The sequence below is a fragment of the Azospirillum largimobile genome, assembly GCF_977007025.2.
The window spans coordinates 860849-883695 of record NZ_CDRMUA020000003.1; the positions used below are offsets into that span (position 1 = coordinate 860849).

Sequence of the window (22847 nt, forward strand, 5' to 3'; positions counted from 1 at the left end):
GTCAGATCACCATTTGGCGGTGGCGTGGACGAGGAAGGAGCGTCCGGCCTCCAGGTAGCGGCGGCGATCGGTGGAGGTCTCCGCCACGCTCACCACGTTGATGTAGTTGTAGTATTCCTGGTTGAACAGGTTCTTGACGGAGGCGCCGAGCGACAGGTGCTCGGTCGGGTTCAGATAGGCCGACAGGTCGACGGTGGTGTAGGCCGGCGCCTTCAGGTAGGTGGAGCTGCTGACGTCGTCCGCCTTCTTGGCGAAGGCGTGGGTGGTGACGACCTCCGCGCCCCAGAAATTGTCCGGCGCGGTGTAGGACAGGCCGGCGTTCACGGTCAGCGGCGCCACCTCGTCGATCGCGGTCTTGGCGTCGAGATCGAAGCCGCGGGCGAAGGCCGCCGCGCCGAACAGCGACCAGCCCGGCCGGAAGCGCCATTCGCCCTTGCCCTCGACGCCGAAGATCTCGACCTTCGAGATGTTCTGCGACTGGTAGCGCAGCAGGCCGGCGCTGCTGCGGCCGACCGCACGCTGGGCGATGAAGTTGCTGTAGCGGTTGTAGTAGCTGGAGACCTGGAAGCTGGAGCCGTCGGCGTATTTGGCGCGGAAGCCCGCCTCGACCCCATTGCTGGTTTCCGGCTTCAGGCTGGCGTTGGGCAGAACCTCGTAGCCGAAGGCCGGGTTGGAGAAGCCGAGGTTGGCGTCGTCATAGGGCGGCGCCCGGAAGCCGTGGGCATACTGGCCGAACAGCGAATATTCGCGGGTCAGGTCGTAGGTGACGCCGAATTTCGGCGACAGCGCCAGCTTGTCCAGCTTCGACGGGGTGGAGGACGGGTTGGAGGCGAGATAGGCGGCGTCCAACTCCGGGTTCATCCGGTAATAGTCGAGGCGCAGCGCCGGCACCAGACGCAGCCGGTCGATGGTGATCTCGTCCTGCAGATAGCCGCCCAGCATCAGCGTGCTGGTGTTGGGGAAGGTGCGGCTGGGATAGGTGTCGCCGTTGTAGCTCTTGGCGGTGGCGCCTGTCGCCGTGTTTGTCAGCGTCACGTCGCGCATGCGCTCGGTGCGGATGTGATCGACGCTGAAGCCGTAGGAAAGGCGGTTGGGCAGCCCGAACCAGCTGGTGTCGGTGCGCATGTTGACCGCGCCGCCGAAGATGCGCTGTTCGGATTCGTTGTTGGTCTCTTCGCGCAGGGTGGAGCGGGCCGGGAACAGCGTGTTGGTGGAGGTGGCGACGCCGGCGGTGCGGGTGCGGTTTTCCTGATGGTCGTAGCCGGTGGCGTAGAGCCGCCAGTCGAGATGGTCGATGAAGCCGATGGGGGCGTCGTGGGAATGCTCCAGCCCGATGCGCCAGCGCGTCGCCTCGTCGTCGCTGACCGAATTGGCGACGGTGCCGCGGGTGGTCCGCGGCGGGGCCATCGAGAAGATGTAGCTGGCGGCGGCGCCGACGTCGTTGCGCAGGGTGGTGTCGGTATCGCGGTGGAAATACTCGCCGGTCAGCGTCACCTTGTCGGGGCCGCGCTCCCACACCAGCTTGGCCAGGCCATTGTTGACCTGATAGTCCTGCGGGTTGCGGAAGCTCTTGTCCTTGGACTTGTACTCCTCGCCGTCGCGGCGGGTGAAGAGGCCGAGGAGCGAGAACTCGCCCGCACGCATCGCCGCGGTGCCGGTTTCGGAGAAGGAGCTGTCGACGCTGTCGTAGGCCCCCTTCAGCGAGGCGTAGAAGTCCTTGCCGGGATAGAGGTAATCGGCCGGATCCTTGGTGACGTAGCCGACGACGCCGCCCAGCGCGTCCGACCCGTAAAGCGCGGAGGACGGACCGCGCACGATCTCCACCTGCTTGAGGGAATCGAGGTCCACCGCGTCGCGGCTGTAGCCGGCGGACGGACCGGCGGATTTGGGCGTTTCAGGCAGGCGGGTGCCGTCGATCAGCATCAGCACGCGGTTGTCGGTGATGCCGCGGATGGCGAAGCCGCCGGCCCCGGCGCGGGCCGGCGAGTTGCTGACCGTCACCCCAGGCTCGTAGCGCGTCAGATCCTGCAGGCGGTGCAGGCCGCGCGTCTCGATCTGCTCCTCACCGATCACGGAGATGGTGGAGGTCGCCTCGTCCAGCCGCCGTTCCCCGCGCTCGCCATAGACGGTCACGGCATCGAGCACGGTCGCCGGCTGGCCCGCCTGCGGGGCGGCCGCCGTCTGCGTTGCCGTCTGGACCGCCGTTTGGGCGAGCGCCGCGCCGGCGCCGGCCAGGGTCAGCGCCGATACCGACAGCCACAGCGCCCGGCGCAGCCGTCCAGTCCCTGCAATCCGCTGCGGAATGCTCGGGGTTCCGGTCATCTCTGTCTCTCCTCGCTCTTTTTTGGGGTCACGCCGGACCCGGCCGGCACGGTGACGTCAGACTTGCTATTGATTATTATTCGCATTCATTGAGCGCAGAACGGGCAACGTTGCTTTTTCGGCCGTCATTCCCGCGAAGGCGGCAATCCAGACTTGTTGCCCGCCCTTGCACAGGAAACCCTGGATCCCCGCCTTCGCGCTACGGGATGCACAGATCTCGCACCTGCGGAAAAGCGTGCAGCTTGGCATCGAAGAATGCCCCTCTCCCCTCGCGGGAGAGGGGTTGGGGTGAGGGGGCGCAAAAGAAATTTCCCTGGCCTTCGGCCAGCCGCACCCCTCATCCCAACCCGCGGGTCGGCAAAACGCCGTTGGCGTTTGGCCGATCCCGCCCCGCAAGGGGAGAAGGGCCACTCGCCACCGGATGCAGCCTTTTCTTCGCCGATGCGAGATATGTGCACGCCGTAGCGCCTTCGCGGGGAGGACGACCGAGGGAGGCCCATGGTCTGATCGGATGCGGAACGGTTCAACCCTCAAACGGCGAGCAGAGCCGGTCGCGCAAGACCAGGAAGCGGTCCACCTGATCGGCCAGAAGCTGGCGCTTCTCGTCGCGGCCGACGAAGATCTTGAACATCGCCTCGCCGTCGCCGTTGAAGAAGATCACGGCGCAGCTGTCGCCGCTGCCCATGAAGGGACGGCGGACGAAGGCGAGATCGGCACAGCGGTCCAGCCGGATATGGCCGCCGATCGGGCTGCCGCCGGCCAGATTGTAGAAGCCGCGCCCGAACTGGCCGCGCGGCAGCGGTCCCTTGCATTCCAGGACCAGATCGGCGCTGTGCACCAGGAAGGTGATCGGTCCCCAGCCGGCGATGTCGGTCATCGCCGCCTCCGCCGCCGAACCGGGGACGAAGCTGCGCATGGCCGCCGGCAGGCAGTCGACGACGTCGCGCAGGCTGACGCCGGTCTCCGCCGCCACCGCCTCCAGCACCCCGCCGGGTTCGGCAAGAAGCCGGGCGCGCAGGGAGTCCAAGGCGGCATCCCGGCTGGCGGCGGGGGTGTTCTGTGCGGTCATGGCGGGATCCGAATGGGCAGGACGGGAGGGGACAAGCGACTGTCCGGTGACATTTATGAGAATAATTCGCAGTCGCGTTTAAGCTCAACCGTGCTTCCCTTAACGCCGCTTAATGTGGCCGGTCTCGTCACTCCATCCGATCACTCCATCTGGGCATGGCGGCCCAGCCGGATGGTGACGCGGAGCCCCGGCGCGTTGTCGTCCAGCAGCAGCCCGCCGCCATGCAGCGTGGCGATGGCGCCGACGATGGACAGGCCGAGCCCATAGCCCGGCACCCCATCCTGCGGGTTGAGCCGGAAGAAACGCTGGACCGCCAGCGCCCGCTGGCCAGGGACAAGGCCCGGCCCGCGGTCGGCGACGCACATCTCCTCCCAGCCGTCGCGAATGCCGGCCGACAGCCGGATCTCCCGGCCTTGAGGCGCATATTTCAGGGCGTTGTCGACGAGGTTGGCGACGGCCTGGAACAGCAGGCTGCGATCGCCGCGGATGCGCAGCCCCGGCTCGGCCGAGACGGACAGCGCGACCCCCGCCTCCTCCGCCAGCGGCAGATAGGATTCGCGGATCTCCTCCAGCAGCGGCACCGCCTCCAGCGGCTCCATGCTCAGGCTGCAGCGGGCGGTCTCGATCTCCCCCAGACGCATGATGGCGCGGAACAGCTGCTGGATGCGCCGGGTCTCCTCGATGCCATCCTCCAGCGCGCGACGGATTTCGGGGTCGGCACAGTCCTCGGCGATGCCCGCCAGCCGGTTGTGCAGGTGGGTCAGCGGCGTGCGCAGCTCGTGCGCAATGCTGCTGGACACACTAGACACCTCCTCCACCAGCCGGTTGACACGGTCGAGCGTGCGGTTGATCTCGCGGCCGAGGCCGGCGAACTCGTCGTCGGTCCGGCCGACGTCGATCCGGCGGTTGCGGTCGCCCCCGGCATAGGCGGCGAGCGCCTCGCTCATCGCGCCGACCCGGCGCAGCGTGCCGGAACTGAAATAGACGCCGAAGGTCAGGCTGGTCAGCAGGAACAGCAGCACACCGACCCCGGCCGCCAGCGGCACCGCCCGCATCTGGCTCAGCATCGGCTGGATGTCGTAGGCGTTGATGAAGCGTCCGCCGTCGGGCAGCGCCACCACCATCGCCTGCATCTTCCACCCGTCGGTGGCGTCCTTGCCCCGTCGTTCAACCAGCCCCGTCGGGCAGGAGGCGAGACGGGCCGGGTCGCAGGACAGCACGTCCAGCAGCCGCGCCGCCGTCGCGTCGTCGCCGTAGAGCAGCCGTCCCGATGCATCCAGCACCAGCCGCTTGCGCGCCGTCTCCGTTTCGAATTGGGCGCGGCGGCGCAGGTCGGCGGCCAGATCGAGGGCGTCGCCGAAGCGGCCGAGCTGGCGCTGGGTCGCGGTGTCGCGTTCCAGCAGCTCGACCACATGGTCCTTGACCAGATCGGTCAGCAGGCTGCGGCTCCACAGCACCGCGCCGGAGGTGACGACGACGAAGACGGCACCGATGGTCATGGTCTGGCGGAAGCTGCGGGTGTCGAGCAGCGGGCGGATGCGGGCGGGAAGCCGCTCAACCAAGCGCATAGCCGATCGCCCGCACCGTGCGCAGAAGCGGTGGATCGAAATCCTTGTCGATCTTGCTGCGCAGCTTGAAGACATGCACCTCCACCAGATTGGTCGGCGGGTTGAAGCCGTAGCCCCAGGCCTTTTCCAGCAGCATGGTCCGGGTCACCGTCTGGCCTGGATTGCTCATCAGGATGTGCAGCAGGCGGAATTCCTTGTCGGTCAGCTCGATCGGCACACCCCGCCGCGTCACCCGCCGCTGGGCAACGTCCATCACCAGATCGCCGACCGTCAGCAGGTCGCCGGGAGCGGCCATCGCCTGCCCGTGGCGGCGGGACAGATGCTCCAGCCGCACCAGCAATTCCGCGAAGTCGAAGGGCTTGCCCAGGTAATCGTCGGCCCCGGCGCGCAGCCCGGCGACCCGGTCGGAGGTCTCGTCCAACGCCGACAGCACCAGCACCGGCGGATGCCGCATGCCGTTCAGCCGCTTCAGCACCTCCATGCCGTCGAGCTTCGGCAGCATGCGGTCGAGCACCACGACGTCGAACGCCTCTTCCGCAAGCAGGCGCAGCGCCTCCTCGCCGTCGCCGGAGAAGCGGCAGGAGTGGCCGGAGCCATTGAGCTTGGCCCCGATCCAATAGCTGACGGCCGCATCGTCCTCGACGACCAGAACGCGCAACGCCTCCTCCCTTCACAAGAAGTGATATTAATAATCAGTCGCGTTTACGCCGTCCAGCCTTGTACAGCGACTGGGCCAGGGTGAGAAGCCCTTCTCCCCTTGCGGGGCGGGATCGGCCAAACGCCAACGGCGTTTTGCCGACCCGCGGGTTGGGTTGAGGGGGCGGCCGACCGAAGGTCGGTGGAAATCTGGCTTGCTACCCCTCACCCCAACCCCTCTCCCACAGGGGGAGAGGGGCTTTTGTCAGCAGAAAAATCCATGCGCGATCCTCCTAACGGCTGGTTGGAGGGCGGCTGGCCAGTGGTGGCGAAGACGGCCCCCTGCCCGTCCGGCGCCGGCATCCGGACGAAGCGGGTGGCGAAGACCCGTTCCAGAACCGGTACCGGCAGGGCGGGCATCGGACCGCTCCAGGCCTCGCGCCCGTCCGCCAGCACCAGCGCGTCGTCGCAATAGCGGGCGGCCAGCGTTATGTCGTGCAGCACCACGGCGCAGGCGCCGCCGGTCCGCTCCATCCAGGTTCGCGCCGCCCGCAGCAGGTGATGCTGGTGCGCCGGATCCAGGCTGGCGGTCGGCTCGTCCAGCAGCAGGCAGGGGGATCCGTCCGGTCCGTCGCGGTGGAGCGCTCCGGCCGCAAGCTGGGCGAGCGCGCGTGCGAAGGCGACGCGCTGGCTTTCACCGCCCGACAGCTGGGGCAGCAGGCGGTCGCGCAAGCCCTCGGCATCGGCGGCCCGCAGGCTTTCGGCGATCAGCCGCCGCCGGTCCGCCGCGCTGCAGGGCGCGGTTTCGACCGCCAGCATGATCGCCTCATCCACCGAAAAGGCGAAGCCGGCGGAGGGATGCTGGCCGACCAGTGCCCGGCGTCGGGCAAGCAGCCGCGCCGGCAGGCTGCGCAGGTCGCGCCCGTCGAGTCGCACGGCACCGCCGGTCGGGCGGCGCTCGCCCGACAGCAGGGCCAGCAGGGTCGATTTGCCGGCGCCGTTGGGACCGAGGATCGCCAGCAGCCGGCCGGGGACCAGATGGACGGTCACGCCGTCGACCAGCCGGCGGCCGCCCACGGCGAAGGAAACATGCTCGGCTTGCAGCAAGATGAAAGCTCCTCAACCGAACGAGCGTCCGCCGCGGGCGCGCAGCAGCCACAGGAAGACGGGCGCGCCGACGGCGCCCAGCAGCAGCCCGACCGGCACGTCGGCCGGGGCGGCGATGCTGCGGGCGGCGGTATCGGCCAGGATCAGCAGGGTCGCCGCCGCCAGGGCCGTCGCCGGCAGGAGCCTGCGGTGCGCCGGCCCCAGCCACAGCCGGACCATGTGCGGCACCACCAATCCTACGAAGCCGATCAGGCCGGAGACGGCGACCGCCGCCCCAACCCCCAGCGCCACCAGCAGAACGGTGCGGACGGCGAAGCGGTGCGGCTCCAGGCCGAGAAGGAAGGCGTCTCGCTCGCCCAGCGCATAGAGGTCGAGCCGCCGGGCGTTGGCGAGCAGTCCGGCGGTCGCCGCCAGCATCAGCACCAGCGCCGGGCCGATGTGGGTCCAGGCGGCGCCGCCGAAGCCGCCCATCATCCAGAAGGTCATCTGCCGCAGCGCCTGATCGTCGCCGAGATAGCTGCACAGTCCGATGCCGGCGGCGCCCAGCGCGTTGACGGCGATGCCGGCCAGCAGCATGTCGGTGGCGGAGCAGCGCCCGTCGCGCCGCGCCAGCGCCAGGATCAGGATCGTCGCGGCCAGCGCACCCAGGAAGGCCGTCGCCGGCAGCAGGGTGGACAGCGACAGGCCGCTGCGCGACAGCCCCAGCCCGGCAACCCCCAGCATCATGGTGACCGACCCGGCGAACGCCGCCCCGCTCGACACGCCGACCAGCCCGGGATCTGCCAGCGGGTTGCGGAAGATCGCCTGGAGCGAGGCCCCGGCGACGCCCAGCGTCACGCCGACCGCCGCCGCCAGAACGATGCGCGGCAGGCGCAGGGTATAGAGGACTGCGGCATCGCGGGTGCCCAGCGCTTCGCCCGGCAACCCGACCACCTGCGCCAGATGCGACAGCACCCGGTTCAGCGGCAGCGGGATGCTGCCGGTCGACAGGGCGATCAGGACCGCAAGCGCGAGCGCAACGCCCAGCAGCCCCAGGGCGGGACCGAGGCGAGGCCGGCGGGCGGCCGGCGCACCGGCGATGGACAGGCTGGCGCTGCCGCTCATGGCCCTGCCTTCCCGGTTTGCGCGCGCAGCAGCGCCTCGACCGCTTCCGGCGTACGCGGACCCAGCCCGACCAGAAGCGCGCCGTCGATCTGGACGACGCGGCGGTCGCGCGCCGCCGGGGTCATCGCCAGTTGCGGCAGGGAGAGCAGGGCGCCGAGCCCGCCGGACCGCTCCACCAGCGCGCGGCTGACCAGCAGGATCTGCGGCTCGGCGGCCAGGGCGGATTCGGCCGACAGCGGCGGGAAGTCGCGGTCGCTGTCGATGGCGTTGCGTCCGCCGGAAAGCGCGATCAGGGCATCCGGCACGGTGCCGCGCCCGGCCGCCATCATGCCGCCAGGACCGCCGCCGACCAGACAGAGGATGCGGGCTCCCGCCTTGCCGGAACCGGCGGCCTGCTGTGCCTCGGCCGACAGGGCGGACAGCCGGCGGGCCACATCGGCGGCGAGACGCCTGCCCTCCTCCTCCCGGCCCAGGGCGCGGGCAACGGCGGCGATCTTGGCGGTCAGCCCGGCCGGGTTGGAGACCTCCGGCACCATCTCCACCGTAACGCCCATGGCGCGAAGCTGGTCGAAGGCGGTCTGCGGCCCGGCCCCCTCGACGGCCAGCACATGGGTGGGGGCGAGCGACATCAGCCCCTCCGCCGACAGGGTGCGCATGTAGCCGACATCGGGCTTCGCCGCCGCCGCGGCCGGCTGGCGGCTGACCGTGTCGCGCCCGACCACCGCATCGCCGGCCCCCAGCGCGAAGGCCAACTCGGTCACCGGCGCCCCGATGGTGACGAGGCGCATCTTCGCCGTCCCCTCTGCCGCCCCGGCGGCCGGCGCCGTCAAGCCGGCGGCAAAGCCAATGGCGAGGACGGCGAAAAGGCGGCGGCCCGGCAGTCGGCGGGAGAATGCGCGCATCATCATGGGCTCCCACACCTCAGGCGACGCCGGGCAGGTCGGGCATCGACCGGGCCAGCGTGCGCCATTCCATCCGTTCCGGCTTGTCCTCGTCGCGCTGGCCGCAGAGGATCGCGCAGTTCTCCCCTTCCGCGTTGTAGAGTTCGACGGTGGTGATGCCGCCCTTGTCGGTCGGCTTGAACACCACCCAGGCGCTGGACAGGCGCGCCGTGTCGCAGTGCAGGCGGAAGCCGGGATCGTCGATGCCCAGCACGGTCCCGTCCGTTCGCAGCGTCGAGATCGGACCGGTGTGGATCTGGATGCAGCCGGCATTGCCGACGAAGATCATGATCTCCATCCGGCCGTCGCGGGCGGATTCCAGAAGTCCGGTCACCGCCGTCAGCGGAATTTCGCGGGCGAACTCGCCGCCGGCCAGACGCATGGCGTCGAGGCGGGCCACGCCGAACCGCTTCAGCATCCCGTGGAATTCATGGACATCGGCCATCGCCGCCCAGGCGGCACGCAGGCCGGCGACGTCGATGTCGGCCGGGACGGTGGCGACCGTCTGGACCGGCGGTTCGCCGCTTTCGACCTCGTCGGCCAAGTCGCCATCCGCCCGGTTCTCGTCCAGGAAGGCGTCCCAGGCCGCGGCATCGGTATCGGCCGTGCGATGGATGGCATGGACCGGTTGCCCGGCAGCATTGCGGATCAGGATGGCGCCGGCGGCCGGATCGTAAGCGGTCCGGCACCAGTGACGGGGGAAGATCCGCAGATCGACCTCGCGGTTCAGCACGATGATGGCGTGGCCGTTGCCGGACACATTGCCGAAGCGGCCGACCTTCCCATGGGTGATGGCGTGGTTGGCGGTGACAACCCGGACCGGACCGAGGACGTCCAGGCGCGGCAGCACCGCCGGCCAGTCCACCTCCAGCCGCAGATGGCCGGTCGCGGTGTCGGTGACGGTGGGCGCCTCAATGGAAGGCAGGGAGGTGTCGGGCATCGGTGAAAATCCTGGAGAGGGCTGGCGCGGCGCCGCGCCGGTGACGTTCCCCAGATGATTATGATAGTCATTATCAATGACAAGGCGGGGTTCATTAACCCGCATTAATTCCGGTTCCGAGGTGTTTACGCCGATGGCGGTGAAAGCCGGACAGGTCCGTGATTTTCCAGCCCGATCCGTTTGCGGTACACACAAAGCACAGTTGATATGTGCTAAATAGGTATTGGATTCCCTTGTTAGGGAATATTCTTTCCTGTAGCGTGACGGTAACCGTCCAGCGCAAAAATGCGCCCAAGGTGGCGGACCAACCCAAGATCCAATCCCCAAACACCGGGCATCAACCGATGAATTGGCTGAAATCGCTTCTCGTCGCCGGCCTTCTGCAGGTCGCCGCCGTCTCCGCCGCCCAGGCCCAGAGCGACCTCGACCGCATCAAGGCGGACGGCGTGATGAAGATCGGGACCGAGGGCACCTATGCCCCCTTCACCTATCACGACGCCTCCGGCGCGCTCGTCGGCTTCGACGTCGAGATCGGGCGCGAGGTCGCCAAGCGCATCGGCGTGAAGGCGGAGTTCCTGGAAGGCAAGTGGGACGGCCTGATCGCCGGCCTCGACGCCCGCCGCTACGACGCCGTGATCAATCAGGTCGGCATCACCGAGGCGCGCAAGGCCAAATACGACTTTTCCGATCCCTACATCACCAGCCGCGCGGTGCTGATCGTGCGGGGCGACAATGACGCCATCAAGAGCTTCAACGACCTGAAGGGCAAGAAATCGGCGCAGTCGCTGACCAGCAACTTCGGCAAGCTGGCCGAGGCGTCGGGCGCGCAGCTGGTTGGCACCGACGGCTTCGACCAGTCGATCCAGCTGGTCCTGAACGGCCGGGCCGACGCGACGGTCAACGACAGCCTGTCCTTCCTGGACTTCAAGAAGCAGAAGCCGAACGCGAACGTGAAGATCGCCGCGACCCAGGACAATGCCGACCAGTCCGGCATCATCGTCCGCAAGGGCGAGGCGAAACTGGTCGCCGCCATCAACGAGGCTTTGGCCGCCATGAAGGCCGACGGCACCTACGGTACGATCTCGCAGAAGTATTTCGGCGCCGACGTTTCCAAGTAACCGCCGGATCGAGCGGTAAACCGTTCCCAATGCCCCCTGCCCCATCCGGGCCGGGGGCATTGTCGTTCCTTCACCACGAGAGGCACCTTCCCCCTTGCTGCACTGGCTTACCCTGATGGCGGACTCGCTTCCGTCGCTGCTGTGGGCGGCACTGGTCTTCACCGTGCCGCTGACGCTGGCCTCCTTCGCGCTGGGCCTGACGGTCGGGCTGGTGGCGGCGGTGGTCCGTCTGTTCGGGCCGGCGCCGCTCGCCGCCATCGTCCGCTTCTATGTCTGGATCATCCGCGGCACGCCGCTGCTGGTGCAGCTGTTCCTGATCTTCTACGGCCTGCCCAGCGTCGGCATCGTTCTGGACGCCTTCCCGGCGGCGCTGATCGGCTTCACGCTGAATGTCGGCGCCTACACCTCGGAGATCATCCGCGCCGTCATCGGATCGGTGCCGAAGGGGCAGTGGGAGGCCGCCTATTCCATCGGCATGAACTGGTCGCAGGCGATGCGCCGCACCATCCTGCCGCAGGCCGCCCGCGTCGCGGTGCCGCCCCTGTCCAACACCTTCATCTCGCTGGTCAAGGACACCTCGCTCGCCGCCGCCATCACGGTGCCGGAGCTGTTCCAGGCCGCCCAGCGCATCGTCGCCACCAGCTACGAACCGCTGATCCTGTATGTGGAAGCGGCGCTGATCTATCTGGCGCTGAGCTCCATCCTGTCTGCGCTGCAGGTCCGGCTGGAACGCCGGTTCGGCCAGTATGGCGGTTTCCTGGAGGCCAAGTCGTGATCCGGCTGTCGAACATCGAAAAGCGCTTCGGCGACCTGACCGTGCTGAAGGGCGTGTCCGTGACGGTGGCGGAAGGGCGTGTCACCGCCCTGATCGGCCCGTCCGGCGGCGGCAAGAGCACGCTTCTGCGCTGCATCAACCTGCTGGAAATCCCGACCTCCGGAACCGTGCGCATCGGCGAGGAGGAGTTGGCATTCCAGCCCGGCGGCAAGCCGGCTTGGAAGGACATCCAGCGGCTGCGCGGCCAGACCGGCATGGTGTTCCAGAACTTCCAGCTCTTTCCCCACCGCACGGCGGTGGAGAATGTGATGGAAGGGCTGGTGACCGTGCTGAAATGGCCGGCGGAAAAGGCGCGGGAGCGCGCGATGGCCCTGCTGCAGAAGGTCGGCATGGCCCACAAGGCCGATGCGTGGCCGGCGACCCTGTCGGGCGGCCAGCAGCAGCGCGTCGCCATCGCCCGCGCGCTGGCCCCGTCGCCGCGCGTTCTGCTGTGCGACGAGCCGACCTCCGCGCTGGACCCCGAACTGTCGGGCGAGGTGGTGGAGGTGCTGGGCACGCTGGCGGCGGAGGGCACCACCATGGTGATGGCGACCCACGACCTGCGCCTCGCCTCGCGCATCGCCCATGAGGTGGTGTTCCTCGACGGCGGCGAGGTGGTGGAGACCGGCCCCTCGCGCAAGCTGTTCACCCACCCGGAGCGCGAGCGCACCCAGCGCTTCATCGCCACCCTGACCCAGCAGGGGCAGCAGGGCGAAGGCGTCTGAGCTGCCGGCTACCGGCGCCGCTTCGCCGGCTTGTCAGGCGTGCGGGTGACGCCGCCGCTTTCGACATCGCCGCCGGCATGGCCGGCGCCGGTGTTGCCTTCGTCGCTTCCGCCGCTCAATCCGTCGTCGGCATCAGGCACGGTGGTCCGCCGGGCGGACGCGCCCGGAGTGCCGCCCTTCCCTGCCGCACCGGGAATGTCGGCCCCTTCGTTGATCTCGTGGCTCGGCGGGAAATAGCGCTTGGTCATGGCGGCTCCTGCTCGATGGAGTTGGACATAGTCCTTCCTCCATCAACGGGCCGGGGCGGCAACCTGTTGCGTCCGGCAACTTGCCGGACTCCGGGCCGGAACGCAGTCGGGGGCCACCGGGCGCGGGGTTGTCACCCCGGCCCGATGGCCCCCACGGTTACGTAGGATTGCGTTTGCGGTTTACTCGGCAGCCGTCTTCGTCTGGCCGACCACGCTCAGCATCGCCGGGCTCCGGTCGCTCTCCGGCTCGGCATAGGCGCGACCGTAGTAGCTGTCGAGCAGCAGCTGCTTGATCTCGGCGACCAGCGGATAGCGCGGGTTGGCGCCGGTGCACTGGTCGTCGAAGGCCGCTTCGGCGATCGCATCGACCCGCGCCAGGAACGCCGCCTCCGGCACCCCCGCCGCCTGGATCGAGGCCGGGATCTCCAAGGCCTGCTTCATCTCCTCGACCCAGCCGATCAGCTTCTCCACCCGCTCATGGTCGCGGCTGCCACCCAGTTCCAGATGCCGGGCGATCTGCGCATAGCGCGCCACGCCCTTGGGCCGGTCATACTGGCTGAACGCCGTCTGCTTGGTCGGGATGTCCGCCGCGTTGTAGCGGATCACGTTGGCGATCAGCAGGGCGTTGGCGATGCCGTGCGGCAGGTGGAACTCCGCCCCCAGCTTGTGCGCCATCGAATGGCAGACGCCGAGGAAGGCGTTGGCAAAGGCGATGCCGGCCAGCGTCGCCGCGTTGTGAACCAGCTCCCGCGCCTTGGGGTCCTTCGACCCGTTGCGGTAGGCGGACGGCAGGTTCTCCTTCAGAAGCTTCAGCGCCTGCAGGGCCTGACCGTCCGAATACTCGTTCGCCACCACCGAGACATAGGCCTCCAGCGCGTGGGTCACCGCGTCGATGCCGCCCGCCGCGGTCAGGCCCTTGGGCATGTCCATGACGAGGTTGGCGTCGATGATCGCCAGCGTCGGCGTCAGCTCATAGTCGGCGATCGGGTACTTCGTGCCCGTGCGCTCGTCGGTCACCACCGCAAACGGCGTGACCTCCGATCCGGTGCCCGAGGTGGTCGGCACCGCCACCAGCTGCGCCTTCACGCCGAGCTTGGGGAAGGTGTAGATGCGCTTGCGGATGTCCATGAAGCGCAGGGCCAGATCCTCGAAGGCAACCTCCGGCGCCTCGTACATCACCCAGATGATCTTGGCCGCGTCCATCGGCGAGCCGCCGCCCAGCGCCAGGATCACGTCGGGCTGGAAGGCGTTCGCCAGGGCCACGCCCTTGCGCACCACCGCAAGCGTCGGGTCGGCGCTGACCTCGAAGAAGGTCTCCACCTCCAGACCCAGCGACTTCAGAACGCGGACGCTCTCGGCGACATGGCCGTTCTCGAACAGGAAGCGGTCGGTGACGATCAGGCAGCGCTTCTTGCCGCGCAGCTCCTCAAGCGCAAACGGCAGGCAGCCGCGGCGGAAGTAGATCGACTTGGGCAGCTTGTGCCACAGCATGTTCTCCGCCCTCTTCGCCACCGTCTTCTTGTTGATCAGGTGCTGCGGCCCGACATTCTCGGAGATCGAGTTGCCGCCCCACGACCCGCAGCCCAGCGTCAGCGACGGGGCAAGGCGGAAGTTGTAGAGGTCGCCGATGCCGCCATGGGACGACGGCGTGTTGATCAGGATGCGGGCGGTCTTCATCTTGTCGCCGAAATGGCGGATGCGCTCGGCCTGCTGGTCCTGGTCGGTGTAGAGGGCGGAGGTGTGGCCGATGCCGCCCAGCGCCACCAGCGCGGCGGCCTTGTCGCAGGCCTCCCGGAAGTCCTTGGCGCGGTAGAGCGCCAGGGTGGGGGAGAGCTTCTCGTGGGCGAAGGGCTCGGCCTCGTCGACGTCGGTGACCTCGGCGATCAACACCTTGGTGGCGTGCGGCACGGTGAGGCCGGCCATGGCGGCGATGGCGTGGGCGGGCTGGCCGACGATGTCGGCGTTCAGATGGCCGTCGACCAGCAGAACCTTGCGCACGGCGTCGGCCTCGCGGGCCGACAGGATGTAGCCGCCATGGTGGGCGAAGCGGTCGCGCACGGCATCATAGACGGCATCGACCACCACCGCCGACTGTTCGGACGCGCAGACCACGCCGTTGTCGAAGGTCTTGGACATCAGGATGGAGGCCACCGCGCGCTTGATGTCGGCGAACTCGTCGATGACCGCCGGGGTGTTGCCGGCGCCGACGCCGATGGCGGGCTTGCCCGACGAGTAGGCCGCCTTGACCATGCCCGGCCCGCCGGTGGCGAGGATCAGGTTGATGTCGGGATGGTGCATGACGGCGTTGGAGAGCTCCAGCGAGGGCTCGTCGATCCAGCCGATGATGTCGTCGGGGGCGCCAGCCTCGACCGCGGCGGCGAGCACCAGGCGGGCGGCTTCGCAGGTCGATTTGCGGGCGCGGGGATGGGGGGAGAGGACCAGTCCGTTGCGGGTCTTCAGCGCGATCAGCGCCTTGAAGATGGCGGTGGAGGTCGGGTTTGTGGTGGGGACGATGCCGCAGATCAGGCCGACCGGCTCGGCGATGGTGAGGATGCCGGCGTCATGGTCTTCGGAGAGGACGCCGCAGGTCTTGTCGTCCTTGTACTTGTTGTAGATGTACTCGGCGGCGAAGTGGTTCTTGATGACCTTGTCCTCCATCACGCCCATGCCGGTCTCCGCCACCGCCATCTTGGCGAGCGGGATGCGGGCGTCGGCGGCGGCCAGGGCCGCACTGCGGAAGATCAGGTCAACCTTCTCCTGCGGATACTCGGCAAAGCGCGCTTGCGCCGCCTTCACGCGGGAAATCAGGGCGTTCAGGTCGGAGAGGGTCGTGACGGTCATGGTCATCATCCACTTGCTGTCCGCGAAGAACGCCGTGACGCCGTCGCGGTGATGGGTGCGGAAAGGCCGTGGGATGCACCGTTCAGGCACACCGCTGCGATCCCGGACGCCCAGCGAACATCTGGGGCGCCCGGTGCACGGCCGGTTCTTCGAAACTTTTGAAGATCAGGCGGTAGGGGTCAGAAGCCGCCGGCGAGGTCGGCCAGGGCGTCGCGGTCCAGCAGGTCCAGCTTGCCGCCGACGAGGATGCGGATCAGGCGGGTCGACTTCAGCTTGGTCAGGGTGCGCGACACGGTCTCGGTGGTCAGGCCCAGATGGTCGGCGATGTCGCTGCGGCCCATCGGCAGGTCGATGGTCTGCTCGCCACCCTTGCGGTCGCTGAGGCGCAGCAGGAAGGTGGCGACCTTCTCGGCGGCCGACTTGCGGCCCAGCAGCACCATCTGGTCCTGCGCCGCGATCAGTTCCGAGGTGGTCGCCGACAGAAGCTTGCGGGCGAAGGCCGGCTGCGCGTCCATCAGGGCGTCCAGTTCCAGCCGCGGAATGCGCTGGATCGTGGTCGCCGTGACGGTTTCGGCGGTGTAGAGATACTGGGCGGCGAAGGCCAGCCCCATCATGTCGCCGGCCTGCAGGAAGCCGATGATCTGGCGCCGGCCGTCGGGGAGCATCTTGTAGAGGCGGACCATGCCGCTCATCACCCGGAACACCGAGCCGGCCGCATCGCCTTCGCTGAACACCGTGGTCTCGCGCTCGTAGACCTTGGAGTGGCCCAGGCTGGCGAGCGGGTCGGCGGGGTTGCGCGGCTGGATGGCGGCGCCCATGCCGGAGGCGGGGGAAATCGCCAGGGCGGAGACCAGATAACCAGGAACGGCGCGGTTGGCGTGGGCGGCAATGGCGGCGTGCGTGGACATGGTGGCCTCGACCTTTTCGGTGCGGTGCGCTCCGGTTCGTTCCGGGGTGCATCTGATGGCCCGAAGCTATCGATCCGCTGCCGTCCTGTGCAGTTCGGTGATGTACCTAAGGAAGTTTGCGTACGTAAGTGTACCTACGTAGCGGACCGTACGGGATCAGGCGGCGGCGGCCGAAGGCAGCAGGCCGTTCAGCATGTCGATCAATTGGTCCTCGTCGAACGGCTTCTCCAGCACGGCCACCACGCCGGCTTCCTTGGCACGGGCGAAGGTCGCGGGATCGCCGCGCCCGGACACCATGATCACCGGCATGCCGTGCAGATCGCCGCCATGGCGCTCCAGGAACTCCAGCCCGCTCATCACCGGCATGTGCAGGTCGAGAACCAGGCAGCCCTGCGGATTGCCGTCGATTGTGTCGAGGAATTCCCGGCATGACGAGAAGTCCCGCACGTCGAAGGAGAAGGCTTCAAGCAGGGCCTTCAGGGAGTCGCGGACCGGCTCATCGTCGTCGACGATGTGGACGATTCCGGCACCCGGCATTCCGCCCGGTCCGTTGCCCGGCTTGTTGCCCAGGTGATCCATGACAGCCTCCGAACTTCCATGCAGACAAGACGACGCCGACGGTGCGGCGCGTCATGGAAGATAAAAGGCTGTGGAGGGCGCCGATATACGGACCATTGCGTATGCGGTGCGCTTTTGATGCAGATCACGCGCCGCCGGGGACCACGCCGGCGGCGATCGCCATCCGCACCAGGGTCGGCAGGCTGTCGGCCCGCATCTTCTCCATCACGCGTGCGCGGTGGATTTCCACGGTGCGCGGGCTGATCGACAGTTCGAAGGCGATGATCTTGTTCGACTTGCCGGCCACCAGCCAGCGCAGCACGTCCATTTCCCGCGGTGTCAGGGCGGCAAGGCGGTCCAGAACCTCCGGCGAGGCCGAAACGGCGGGCGGCGGTGCCGGCTGTTCCGCGACCGCGGCCGGCGATGCGGCATCCGCGGTCCGGCTTTCCGACGCGCGGGCAAGGGCAAGGGCGGAACGCACGGCGGCGAGCAGCGCCTCCTCCTCGAACGGCTTCTCGACGAAATCGACCGCTCCCGCCTTCATGGCGCGCACGGCGAGCGGAACGTCGCCATGGCCGGTCATCACCACCACCGGCATGGCGTGGCCGCCGCGGGTCAGCCGTTCCTGCACGTCCAGGCCGCTCATCTGCGGCATCCGCACATCGACCAGAAGGCAGCCGGGGCGCGCCGGCGCGCCGGACTCCAGGAATCCCAGCGGGGTGGAGAAGCTTTCCACCCGGAATCCGGCGCACTCCAGCAGGACTTCCAGGGAATCGCGGATGGCGTCGTCGTCGTCGAGGATGAAGACGGTGAGGTCGGAGTCCGCAGTGGGCATGGCGTCAGCGGGCATCGCCGGCCTCCGGGACAGCATCCGGGCCGGCATCCCCACCGGAATCCGATGCGGACAGTGGAACGGTGAAGGCGAAGCTGGCGCCCGATGCGGGCGGCGTCGCCATCGGCTCTAGCCACAGGCGCCCGCCATGGGCCTCGATGATGGAGCGGCAGATCGACAGGCCCAGCCCCATGCCGCTGCTCTTGGTGGTGACGAAGGGCTGGAACAGCTGGGCACGCACCGTCTCCGGCACGCCGGGACCGCTGTCGCTGACGGCGACGCGGCGGAAGGCGGGCTCGCCCGGTTCCGAGCCGGTGTGGACGGTCAGCACCCGCTGCGCTCCTGCCGGGGTTCCCTGCGCCATCGCCTCGATCGCATTGCGGACGAGGTTGAGGATCACCTGCTGGACCTGGACCTTGTCGATGAGGACGAGCGGGTCGGCGGCGTCGAAGTCGAAGCGCACATGAAGCTCCCGCTCCTTGGCGCCGACGAGTGCGAGCGCGCTCGCCTCCTCCACCACCTTGTTGAGCGGCTCGACGGAGCGGTGGGTCTTGCCCTTTTCGATGAAGCTGCGCAGGTGGCGGATGATCTGGCCGGCGCGGGTCGCCTGGGCGCTCGCCTTGTCGACCATGTCCATCGCCTTGGCCACCGTTTCCGGCCGTTCCATCAGCCGCTTGGCCGCCTTGGCGTAGTTGATGACCGCGGTCAGCGGCTGGTTCAGCTCGTGCGCCAGCGTCGAGGCCATTTGGCCCATGGCGCTGACCCGGCTCACATGCAGCAGTTCCGACTGGAGCTCCTGCAGGCGCCGTTCGGTGGCTTGGCGTTCGGTCAGGTCGCGGACGAAACCGGTGAAGCGGCGCTGGCCGGCCAGCAGCACCTCGCCCACCGCCAGTTCCATCGGGAAGACCGACCCGTCGCGCCGCTGGCCGGAGACGATGCGGCCGATGCCGATGATGCGGCGCTCCCCGGTCCGCCCGTAGCGCTCCAGATAGCCGTCATGCTGCTCGCGGTAGGGCGAGGGCATCAGCATGCTGATGTTGCGGCCGATCACCTCCGCCGCCGCATAGCCGAACAGCCGTTCGGCCGCCGGGCTGAAGGATTCGATCAGCCCCTTCTCGTCGATGACGATGATGGCTTCCGGCACCGTTTCCAGGATGGAGGTCAGGCGGGCCTCGCGCTCCCTCAGCGCCGCCTCCGCCTGCTTGGCCGCGGTCAGGTCGCGGATGATGCCGATATAGACGGGGGCGCCGTCCTGGCTCGCCTCACCGATCGACAGATCCATGGGGAAGCGGGAGCCGTCCTTGCGCAGGCCGGTCACCTCGCGCCCGATGCCGATGATCCGCCGCTCCCCCGTCCGGTGGTAGCGTTCCAGATAGCCGTCATGCTCTTCCCGATAGGGCGGCGGCATCAGCATCTTGACGTTGCGGCCGATCACCTCGGCGGCGGTCCAGCCGAACAGGCGCTCGCAAGCAGGGTTGAAGGTCTTGATCCGGCCCCGGTCGTCGATGATGACGATCCCATCGGGCACGGTGTCCAGCATCGCCTGCAACTGCGAAAGCGCGTCCAGGTTTTCATCCCGGATGTCGTCGGCCACGTCAAAACCCTCACATGAAATCAATCGGCTGTCATCCGTCTCCGCCAACAGAGTAGTTGAGTACAACCGTCGGTCAAGGCTGTCGATTGGGCGAGGCGGCCACGGCCCCGCTGCCGAGGGCGTCCAGTTCCAGATCGTCGACCGCGAGGTTCTTGGCCTTCGCCTCCACCTCGAAATCGGCCCAGGAGAGATGGTCGGCCACCAGCCGGTTGACGGCACGGTTCCACATGCGTTGCGAATGGGCCCGCAGATCCTTCGTCGTCAGCCCGCGCGCCGCCAGCGCGGCATAATCCGGCAGGCTGTCCGCCGGCCAGTCCGCCAGCAGATCCTCGCGCGACACGCTGATATGGGCGACGGGACGCACCCCACGCCAGGAGCCGATGACAACGGCGATGCGCGGATCGTCGGGACGCAGATACTCCCCTTGCGTGCGGACCCAATGATGGTGGAGGTCGAGAACGATCGGCACGGCGTCGGCCAGCGGCAGCAGGTCGTCCAGGCCGAAGGACATCTCGTCGTTCTCGACGGTCAGCAGGTTGCGGGCATCCTCCGACAGCAGGGCAAGGCCGCGGCGGAAACCGGCGATCCCCTCCCCGCGCCCGCCGCCATGGATGTTGACATGCGCGCCCCGCGGGTGCCAGCCGCCGGCCAGCCCCATCATCCGCAGGATGTCGGCATGGTATTCCAGCTCCGCCACCGAATTGTCGAGGGTGGACGGGTTGGCGCTGTTCAGCACGCAATACTGGTCCGGATGCAGCCCGATGCGGATTCCCGCCTCCATCGCCTTGCGGCCGGCATGCTCCAGCCCGCTCCGCACCAGTGCCTGGACGCCGGGCTGGCAGTAGAGCGGCCGTCCGATCTCGTGCGTGTAGGCCGGCAGCAGCCCGCTGTTGACGCGCAGCAGGCGGCGGTAGGCCGGATGCCGGGCGACCTCGTCCAGCTGCAGATGCAGGGCCAGCAGGTTGCGGCGCAGCACCTCCGTCAGCTTTTCCTCGGCACGGGCCGGACCCAGCTTGCTCAGCGTCGCGATGGTGACGGTGCCGGGATTCATGCGCTTGGCAAGTCCCGCGTCGCCATCGGGCGGCACATACTGGCAGCACCAGCCGAAGCGGGGGGCGGAGGAGGACGTAATCGGAGAGCTGTCGGGCATCGGTCGGCAACGTGAAGCGGACGGGCCACTTGATATGGACCGCCGGCAAGCACCGTCCACCGGGGCCATTCACCGCAGGGACCGGCGGGCTCACCCCATCCCGCCCATCCGGCGCAGCGCCCCGGTAGCGACCGCCTGCAGGCCCGTGCCGCTGGCATCCCGCGGGGCGGCCGCGGCGAGCGCGCCCAGCCGGTCGGCCAGTGCCCGTTCGGGTGCGCACAGCTCCTGGCACAGAGCCCGCATCTCGGCGATGGACGGACGCCATTTCCGGGTGCGGCGCCAGTTGCGGGCGGCGGCATCGATGACCCAGGCCGGGTATTCGCCCAGATCCTCGGCCCAGTCGAGCGCCATCATCCGCTCCACCTCGGGCGACAGCCCCTTGGCCGGGAAATGGCTGAGCAGTGTCAGCACGCGGCCGAGCAGATGGTCGCTGTCGGCCGGGGCCAGCACGGTGGCGTACAACTCCTCGAGGCTCCGGCGGGCGAGCGCAGCCTCGGCGGCGGTGATGCCGTCCGGCGGCGACCAAAGCTCGATCATGCCGTCGAAGCCATCGTCGCCGAAGCGCGGGCGGCGGTCGGTCCGGCCCTGGGCCAGACGCTGCCGAAGCACGGGCGGCAGCGCGGCGGTCAGGCAGGCCTGCCGATTGGGCGCCGGCAGTGCCGGATCGAAGGCGGTGGCCAGCGAGGATGGGACCGTCGAGGATGGGGAGCGCGGCAGGGCGGTGATGGTGGCGGTGGTGCTTCTCTTGGGGGTGGTCATCGGTCTCCCCTTTTACGACCAGGAGGGGGTGGCTGTGCGCTGGCGCAGTTCCGCGGCGGCGGCGGCCCAGGCGCCCAGCCGCTGTTCGGCGGCAGCGGACGGACGGGTGGTTGGGGCGCTCACTGCCGCAGACGGTCGGTTGCGGACGACCGGGGCCTTCCCCGCCGCGGCATCCTGCGCCAGCCAGGCCCGCCAGGCGGAGGAGACGTCGCGGTAGCGGTAGCCATGGGCCCGGCAGCGCAGGATGAACCCCTCGACATGGCGGCCGAGGTCGATTTCGGCGTGACGGGCCTTGGCCCAGGCAAGGTCGTCGGCAGTCGGCATCCAGTCCTCCGGAACCGTCTGCGCCTGACCGTGCCCGCCCGAAGCGAGCGAGTCTGGAATCTGTTTGGAATGGACCTGTTCCTGACTCGCCGGCGGACAGGGGCTGTGCATGTCCGAGTCATCCCTGTCGGCAGGCTGGACAGGGCGAGCGGAGACGGACTCCCGGTCGGATCCCACGTCGGACTCCAGGGCGGCATCGACCGGGGTGAAGCGCAGGCGGTAGAGGCAGGACAGGCGGGCGCCGTCGCGGCCGCGGCGGTGCTCGACGCCGACCAGCCCGATGTCGCTCAGGCCCTGGATGATGCGGTTGATGGTGGGGCGCGAGCGCTTCAGCTTGGCGGCCAGCGTCGATTGCGACGGCCAGCACAGGCCGTCCTCGTCGGCAAAGGTGGCGAGCGCCGCCAGGACCGCGAAGCCGTCGGCGTCCAGGCCGGGATGGTCCAGCCACCAGGCGGGAATCCGTCCCCACCGTCTGGTGTCGGGGGGATTTGCCGCTGATGCGGAAAGCGTTGGTGTGGGCATGGGGAAAACTCCGCGAGGCTTTGGGGCCGGCATGGATGGGGCCGGCGAACTTGCGCGAAGGATTCCGCCGGCTGCGGCAGCCGTCGAATCGCGGGCAAAAGGGACCGATTCGGTTGTGTCCCCTTCGCCCGCGGTTGTGTCCCATCGGCCCGCGCCTGTGTCGTCCTTGGTCGCGGATATGTCCCCTTTGGTCGCGCTTGGCCTGCGAATCGGATTCGATCCCGTTTGCCCGCGCTTTGCCGGCGACCGGCGCTGTCCGCGCCGCCACGGGCTGTCCCACTTGCCCGCGGTTTGAGGCCATGGTCTGCGGTCCGGACTGCGGACTGTTTCGTGGAAGACGGCCGCCGGCCAGCCTCGCCGGCCGGATATGTCCCATTTGCCCGCGCTTCGCGGTTCGGCTGGCCGCATCACGGGATTTGCGGTGTCCCCAATGCTCGCGTTTGGGAGTCATCCGGCGCCGGGGCTGTCCCATTTGCTCGCGCTTCGTGGCGCCATGGCGGGAATCCGCGACCCCGAGTCTCTGTCCCGTTTGCTCGCGTTTCGCCGAATCGTCGCGCGATTCGCACGGTTCCGGTCCACCCGACGCCCGCGGAGCGGCGCCATCCGATGGCTAGAGGACGAAGCGCGGGCATTCGGGACACAGGCGCGGGCATTTCCTACACAAGCGCGGCCAAACGGGACACAGGTCTGCAGGCGGACTCCGCCCTGCCGGTTGCCTCCGTCCGACGGCACCTCCTATCGTGGCCTTTGGCGAGGAGGGATGAGCC

At 68.7% G+C, this 22847-nt stretch carries 20 protein-coding genes; 3 read left to right on the forward strand and 17 right to left on the reverse strand.

Going from position 1 to position 22847, the window contains the following annotated elements; genetic code table 11:
* Window positions 1–6 precede the first annotated feature (6 nt).
* The 8 genes from ACWPKK_RS21465 to ACWPKK_RS21500 form a co-directional block, all read right to left on the reverse strand.
* Window positions 7–2322 (reverse strand): TonB-dependent hemoglobin/transferrin/lactoferrin family receptor, encoded by a 2316-nt coding sequence (locus ACWPKK_RS21465; protein ID WP_452008118.1) that lies wholly within the window; start codon window positions 2320–2322, stop codon window positions 7–9.
* Window positions 2323–2845: 523 nt separating this feature from the next.
* Entirely contained in the window at window positions 2846–3391 is a 546-nt protein-coding gene (gene hutX / locus ACWPKK_RS21470) for a heme utilization cystosolic carrier protein HutX (protein WP_452008121.1), read from the reverse strand.
* 140 nt (window positions 3392–3531) lie between these two features.
* The gene (locus ACWPKK_RS21475; RefSeq protein WP_452008124.1) at window positions 3532–4959 is read right to left on the reverse strand and encodes a sensor histidine kinase; all 1428 of its coding nucleotides are present in this window, start codon (window positions 4957–4959) and stop codon (window positions 3532–3534) included.
* Window positions 4946–5617, reverse strand: coding sequence for a response regulator transcription factor (locus ACWPKK_RS21480; RefSeq protein WP_452008127.1), 672 nt, complete (start codon window positions 5615–5617; stop codon window positions 4946–4948). Before ACWPKK_RS21480 ends, ACWPKK_RS21475 begins: the two co-directional genes overlap by 14 nt.
* A 203-nt stretch (window positions 5618–5820) precedes the next feature.
* Window positions 5821–6702 carry an ATP-binding cassette domain-containing protein gene (locus tag ACWPKK_RS21485; protein ID WP_452008130.1) on the reverse strand — a complete coding sequence of 294 codons (882 nt, stop codon included), beginning with the start codon at window positions 6700–6702 and terminating at the stop codon, window positions 5821–5823.
* Between the two features lie 12 nt (window positions 6703–6714).
* Window positions 6715–7806, reverse strand: a complete 1092-nt coding sequence (locus ACWPKK_RS21490; RefSeq protein ID WP_452008133.1) for a FecCD family ABC transporter permease — start codon at window positions 7804–7806, stop codon at window positions 6715–6717.
* Complete coding sequence (locus ACWPKK_RS21495) at window positions 7803–8714, reverse strand: heme/hemin ABC transporter substrate-binding protein (RefSeq protein WP_452008136.1); 912 nt, start codon at window positions 8712–8714, stop codon at window positions 7803–7805. Before ACWPKK_RS21495 ends, ACWPKK_RS21490 begins: the two co-directional genes overlap by 4 nt.
* A 13-nt stretch (window positions 8715–8727) precedes the next feature.
* Window positions 8728–9687: a ChuX/HutX family heme-like substrate-binding protein gene (locus tag ACWPKK_RS21500; RefSeq protein ID WP_452008139.1), complete on the reverse strand. Its 960-nt coding sequence runs from the start codon at window positions 9685–9687 to the stop codon at window positions 8728–8730.
* Window positions 9688–10031: 344 nt separating this feature from the next.
* Here ACWPKK_RS21500 and ACWPKK_RS21505 point away from each other — a divergent pair, with 344 nt between their 5' ends.
* The 3 genes from ACWPKK_RS21505 to ACWPKK_RS21515 all read left to right on the forward strand — a co-directional run bounded on the left by ACWPKK_RS21505 (window position 10032) and on the right by ACWPKK_RS21515 (window position 12344).
* Window positions 10032–10805: an amino acid ABC transporter substrate-binding protein gene (locus ACWPKK_RS21505; RefSeq protein WP_324869342.1), complete on the forward strand. Its 774-nt coding sequence runs from the start codon at window positions 10032–10034 to the stop codon at window positions 10803–10805.
* A gap of 94 nt (window positions 10806–10899) precedes the next feature.
* Window positions 10900–11580, forward strand: coding sequence for an amino acid ABC transporter permease (locus tag ACWPKK_RS21510; protein ID WP_452008142.1), 681 nt, complete (start codon window positions 10900–10902; stop codon window positions 11578–11580).
* A complete protein-coding gene (locus ACWPKK_RS21515; protein WP_452008145.1) occupies window positions 11577–12344 on the forward strand; it encodes an amino acid ABC transporter ATP-binding protein in 768 nt (255 codons plus the stop codon). Before ACWPKK_RS21510 ends, ACWPKK_RS21515 begins: the two co-directional genes overlap by 4 nt.
* Window positions 12345–12352: 8 nt before the next feature.
* On the opposite strand, the gene ACWPKK_RS21520 is transcribed toward ACWPKK_RS21515, so the two are convergent.
* From ACWPKK_RS21520 to ACWPKK_RS21560, 9 genes are all read right to left on the reverse strand, one after another.
* Window positions 12353–12592 carry a hypothetical protein gene (locus ACWPKK_RS21520; protein WP_452008147.1) on the reverse strand — a complete coding sequence of 80 codons (240 nt, stop codon included), beginning with the start codon at window positions 12590–12592 and terminating at the stop codon, window positions 12353–12355.
* Window positions 12593–12772: 180 nt separating this feature from the next.
* Window positions 12773–15523 (reverse strand): bifunctional acetaldehyde-CoA/alcohol dehydrogenase, encoded by a 2751-nt coding sequence (adhE, locus tag ACWPKK_RS21525; RefSeq protein WP_452008150.1) that lies wholly within the window; start codon window positions 15521–15523, stop codon window positions 12773–12775.
* An 89-nt stretch (window positions 15524–15612) separates the two neighbouring features.
* Complete coding sequence (locus tag ACWPKK_RS21530) at window positions 15613–16341, reverse strand: helix-turn-helix domain-containing protein (RefSeq protein ID WP_452008153.1); 729 nt, start codon at window positions 16339–16341, stop codon at window positions 15613–15615.
* Window positions 16342–16497: 156 nt separating this feature from the next.
* Complete coding sequence (locus ACWPKK_RS21535; RefSeq protein ID WP_452008156.1) at window positions 16498–16920, reverse strand: response regulator transcription factor; 423 nt, start codon at window positions 16918–16920, stop codon at window positions 16498–16500.
* A gap of 124 nt (window positions 16921–17044) precedes the next feature.
* Complete coding sequence (locus ACWPKK_RS21540; RefSeq protein ID WP_452008159.1) at window positions 17045–17749, reverse strand: response regulator transcription factor; 705 nt, start codon at window positions 17747–17749, stop codon at window positions 17045–17047.
* Window positions 17739–19271 (reverse strand): PAS domain-containing sensor histidine kinase, encoded by a 1533-nt coding sequence (locus tag ACWPKK_RS21545; RefSeq protein ID WP_452008262.1) that lies wholly within the window; start codon window positions 19269–19271, stop codon window positions 17739–17741. Before ACWPKK_RS21545 ends, ACWPKK_RS21540 begins: the two co-directional genes overlap by 11 nt.
* A 127-nt stretch (window positions 19272–19398) precedes the next feature.
* Window positions 19399–20475 (reverse strand): UV damage endonuclease UvsE, encoded by a 1077-nt coding sequence (locus tag ACWPKK_RS21550; protein WP_452008162.1) that lies wholly within the window; start codon window positions 20473–20475, stop codon window positions 19399–19401.
* Window positions 20476–20565: 90 nt separating this feature from the next.
* Complete coding sequence (locus tag ACWPKK_RS21555) at window positions 20566–21234, reverse strand: hypothetical protein (RefSeq protein WP_452008165.1); 669 nt, start codon at window positions 21232–21234, stop codon at window positions 20566–20568.
* 12 nt (window positions 21235–21246) lie between these two features.
* Window positions 21247–22080, reverse strand: a complete 834-nt coding sequence (locus ACWPKK_RS21560) for a helix-turn-helix domain-containing protein (RefSeq protein ID WP_452008168.1) — start codon at window positions 22078–22080, stop codon at window positions 21247–21249.
* Between the last annotated feature and the right edge of the window lie 767 nt (window positions 22081–22847).

Bases quoted from the DNA above. Each gene is read 5' to 3' on its own strand.
- ACWPKK_RS21490 (WP_452008133.1), bottom strand. From the start codon at position 7,806: ATGAGCGGCAGCGCCAGCCTGTCCATCGCCGGTGCGCCGGCCGCCCGC.
- ACWPKK_RS21560 (WP_452008168.1), bottom strand. From the start codon at position 22,080: ATGCCCACACCAACGCTTTCCGCATCAGCGGCAAATCCCCCCGACACC.
- ACWPKK_RS21520 (WP_452008147.1), bottom strand. From the start codon at position 12,592: ATGACCAAGCGCTATTTCCCGCCGAGCCACGAGATCAACGAAGGGGCC.
- ACWPKK_RS21535 (WP_452008156.1), bottom strand. From the start codon at position 16,920: ATGGATCACCTGGGCAACAAGCCGGGCAACGGACCGGGCGGAATGCCG.
- ACWPKK_RS21540 (WP_452008159.1), bottom strand. From the start codon at position 17,749: ATGCCCGCTGACGCCATGCCCACTGCGGACTCCGACCTCACCGTCTTC.
- ACWPKK_RS21475 (WP_452008124.1), bottom strand. From the start codon at position 4,959: ATGCGCTTGGTTGAGCGGCTTCCCGCCCGCATCCGCCCGCTGCTCGAC.
- ACWPKK_RS21495 (WP_452008136.1), bottom strand. From the start codon at position 8,714: ATGATGATGCGCGCATTCTCCCGCCGACTGCCGGGCCGCCGCCTTTTC.
- ACWPKK_RS21550 (WP_452008162.1), bottom strand. From the start codon at position 20,475: ATGCCCGACAGCTCTCCGATTACGTCCTCCTCCGCCCCCCGCTTCGGC.
- ACWPKK_RS21545 (WP_452008262.1), bottom strand. From the start codon at position 19,271: ATGCTGGACACCGTGCCCGATGGGATCGTCATCATCGACGACCGGGGC.
- hutX (WP_452008121.1), bottom strand. From the start codon at position 3,391: ATGACCGCACAGAACACCCCCGCCGCCAGCCGGGATGCCGCCTTGGAC.
- ACWPKK_RS21465 (WP_452008118.1), bottom strand. From the start codon at position 2,322: ATGACCGGAACCCCGAGCATTCCGCAGCGGATTGCAGGGACTGGACGG.
- ACWPKK_RS21555 (WP_452008165.1), bottom strand. From the start codon at position 21,234: ATGACCACCCCCAAGAGAAGCACCACCGCCACCATCACCGCCCTGCCG.
- ACWPKK_RS21530 (WP_452008153.1), bottom strand. From the start codon at position 16,341: ATGTCCACGCACGCCGCCATTGCCGCCCACGCCAACCGCGCCGTTCCT.
- ACWPKK_RS21505 (WP_324869342.1), top strand. From the start codon at position 10,032: ATGAATTGGCTGAAATCGCTTCTCGTCGCCGGCCTTCTGCAGGTCGCC.
- ACWPKK_RS21500 (WP_452008139.1), bottom strand. From the start codon at position 9,687: ATGCCCGACACCTCCCTGCCTTCCATTGAGGCGCCCACCGTCACCGAC.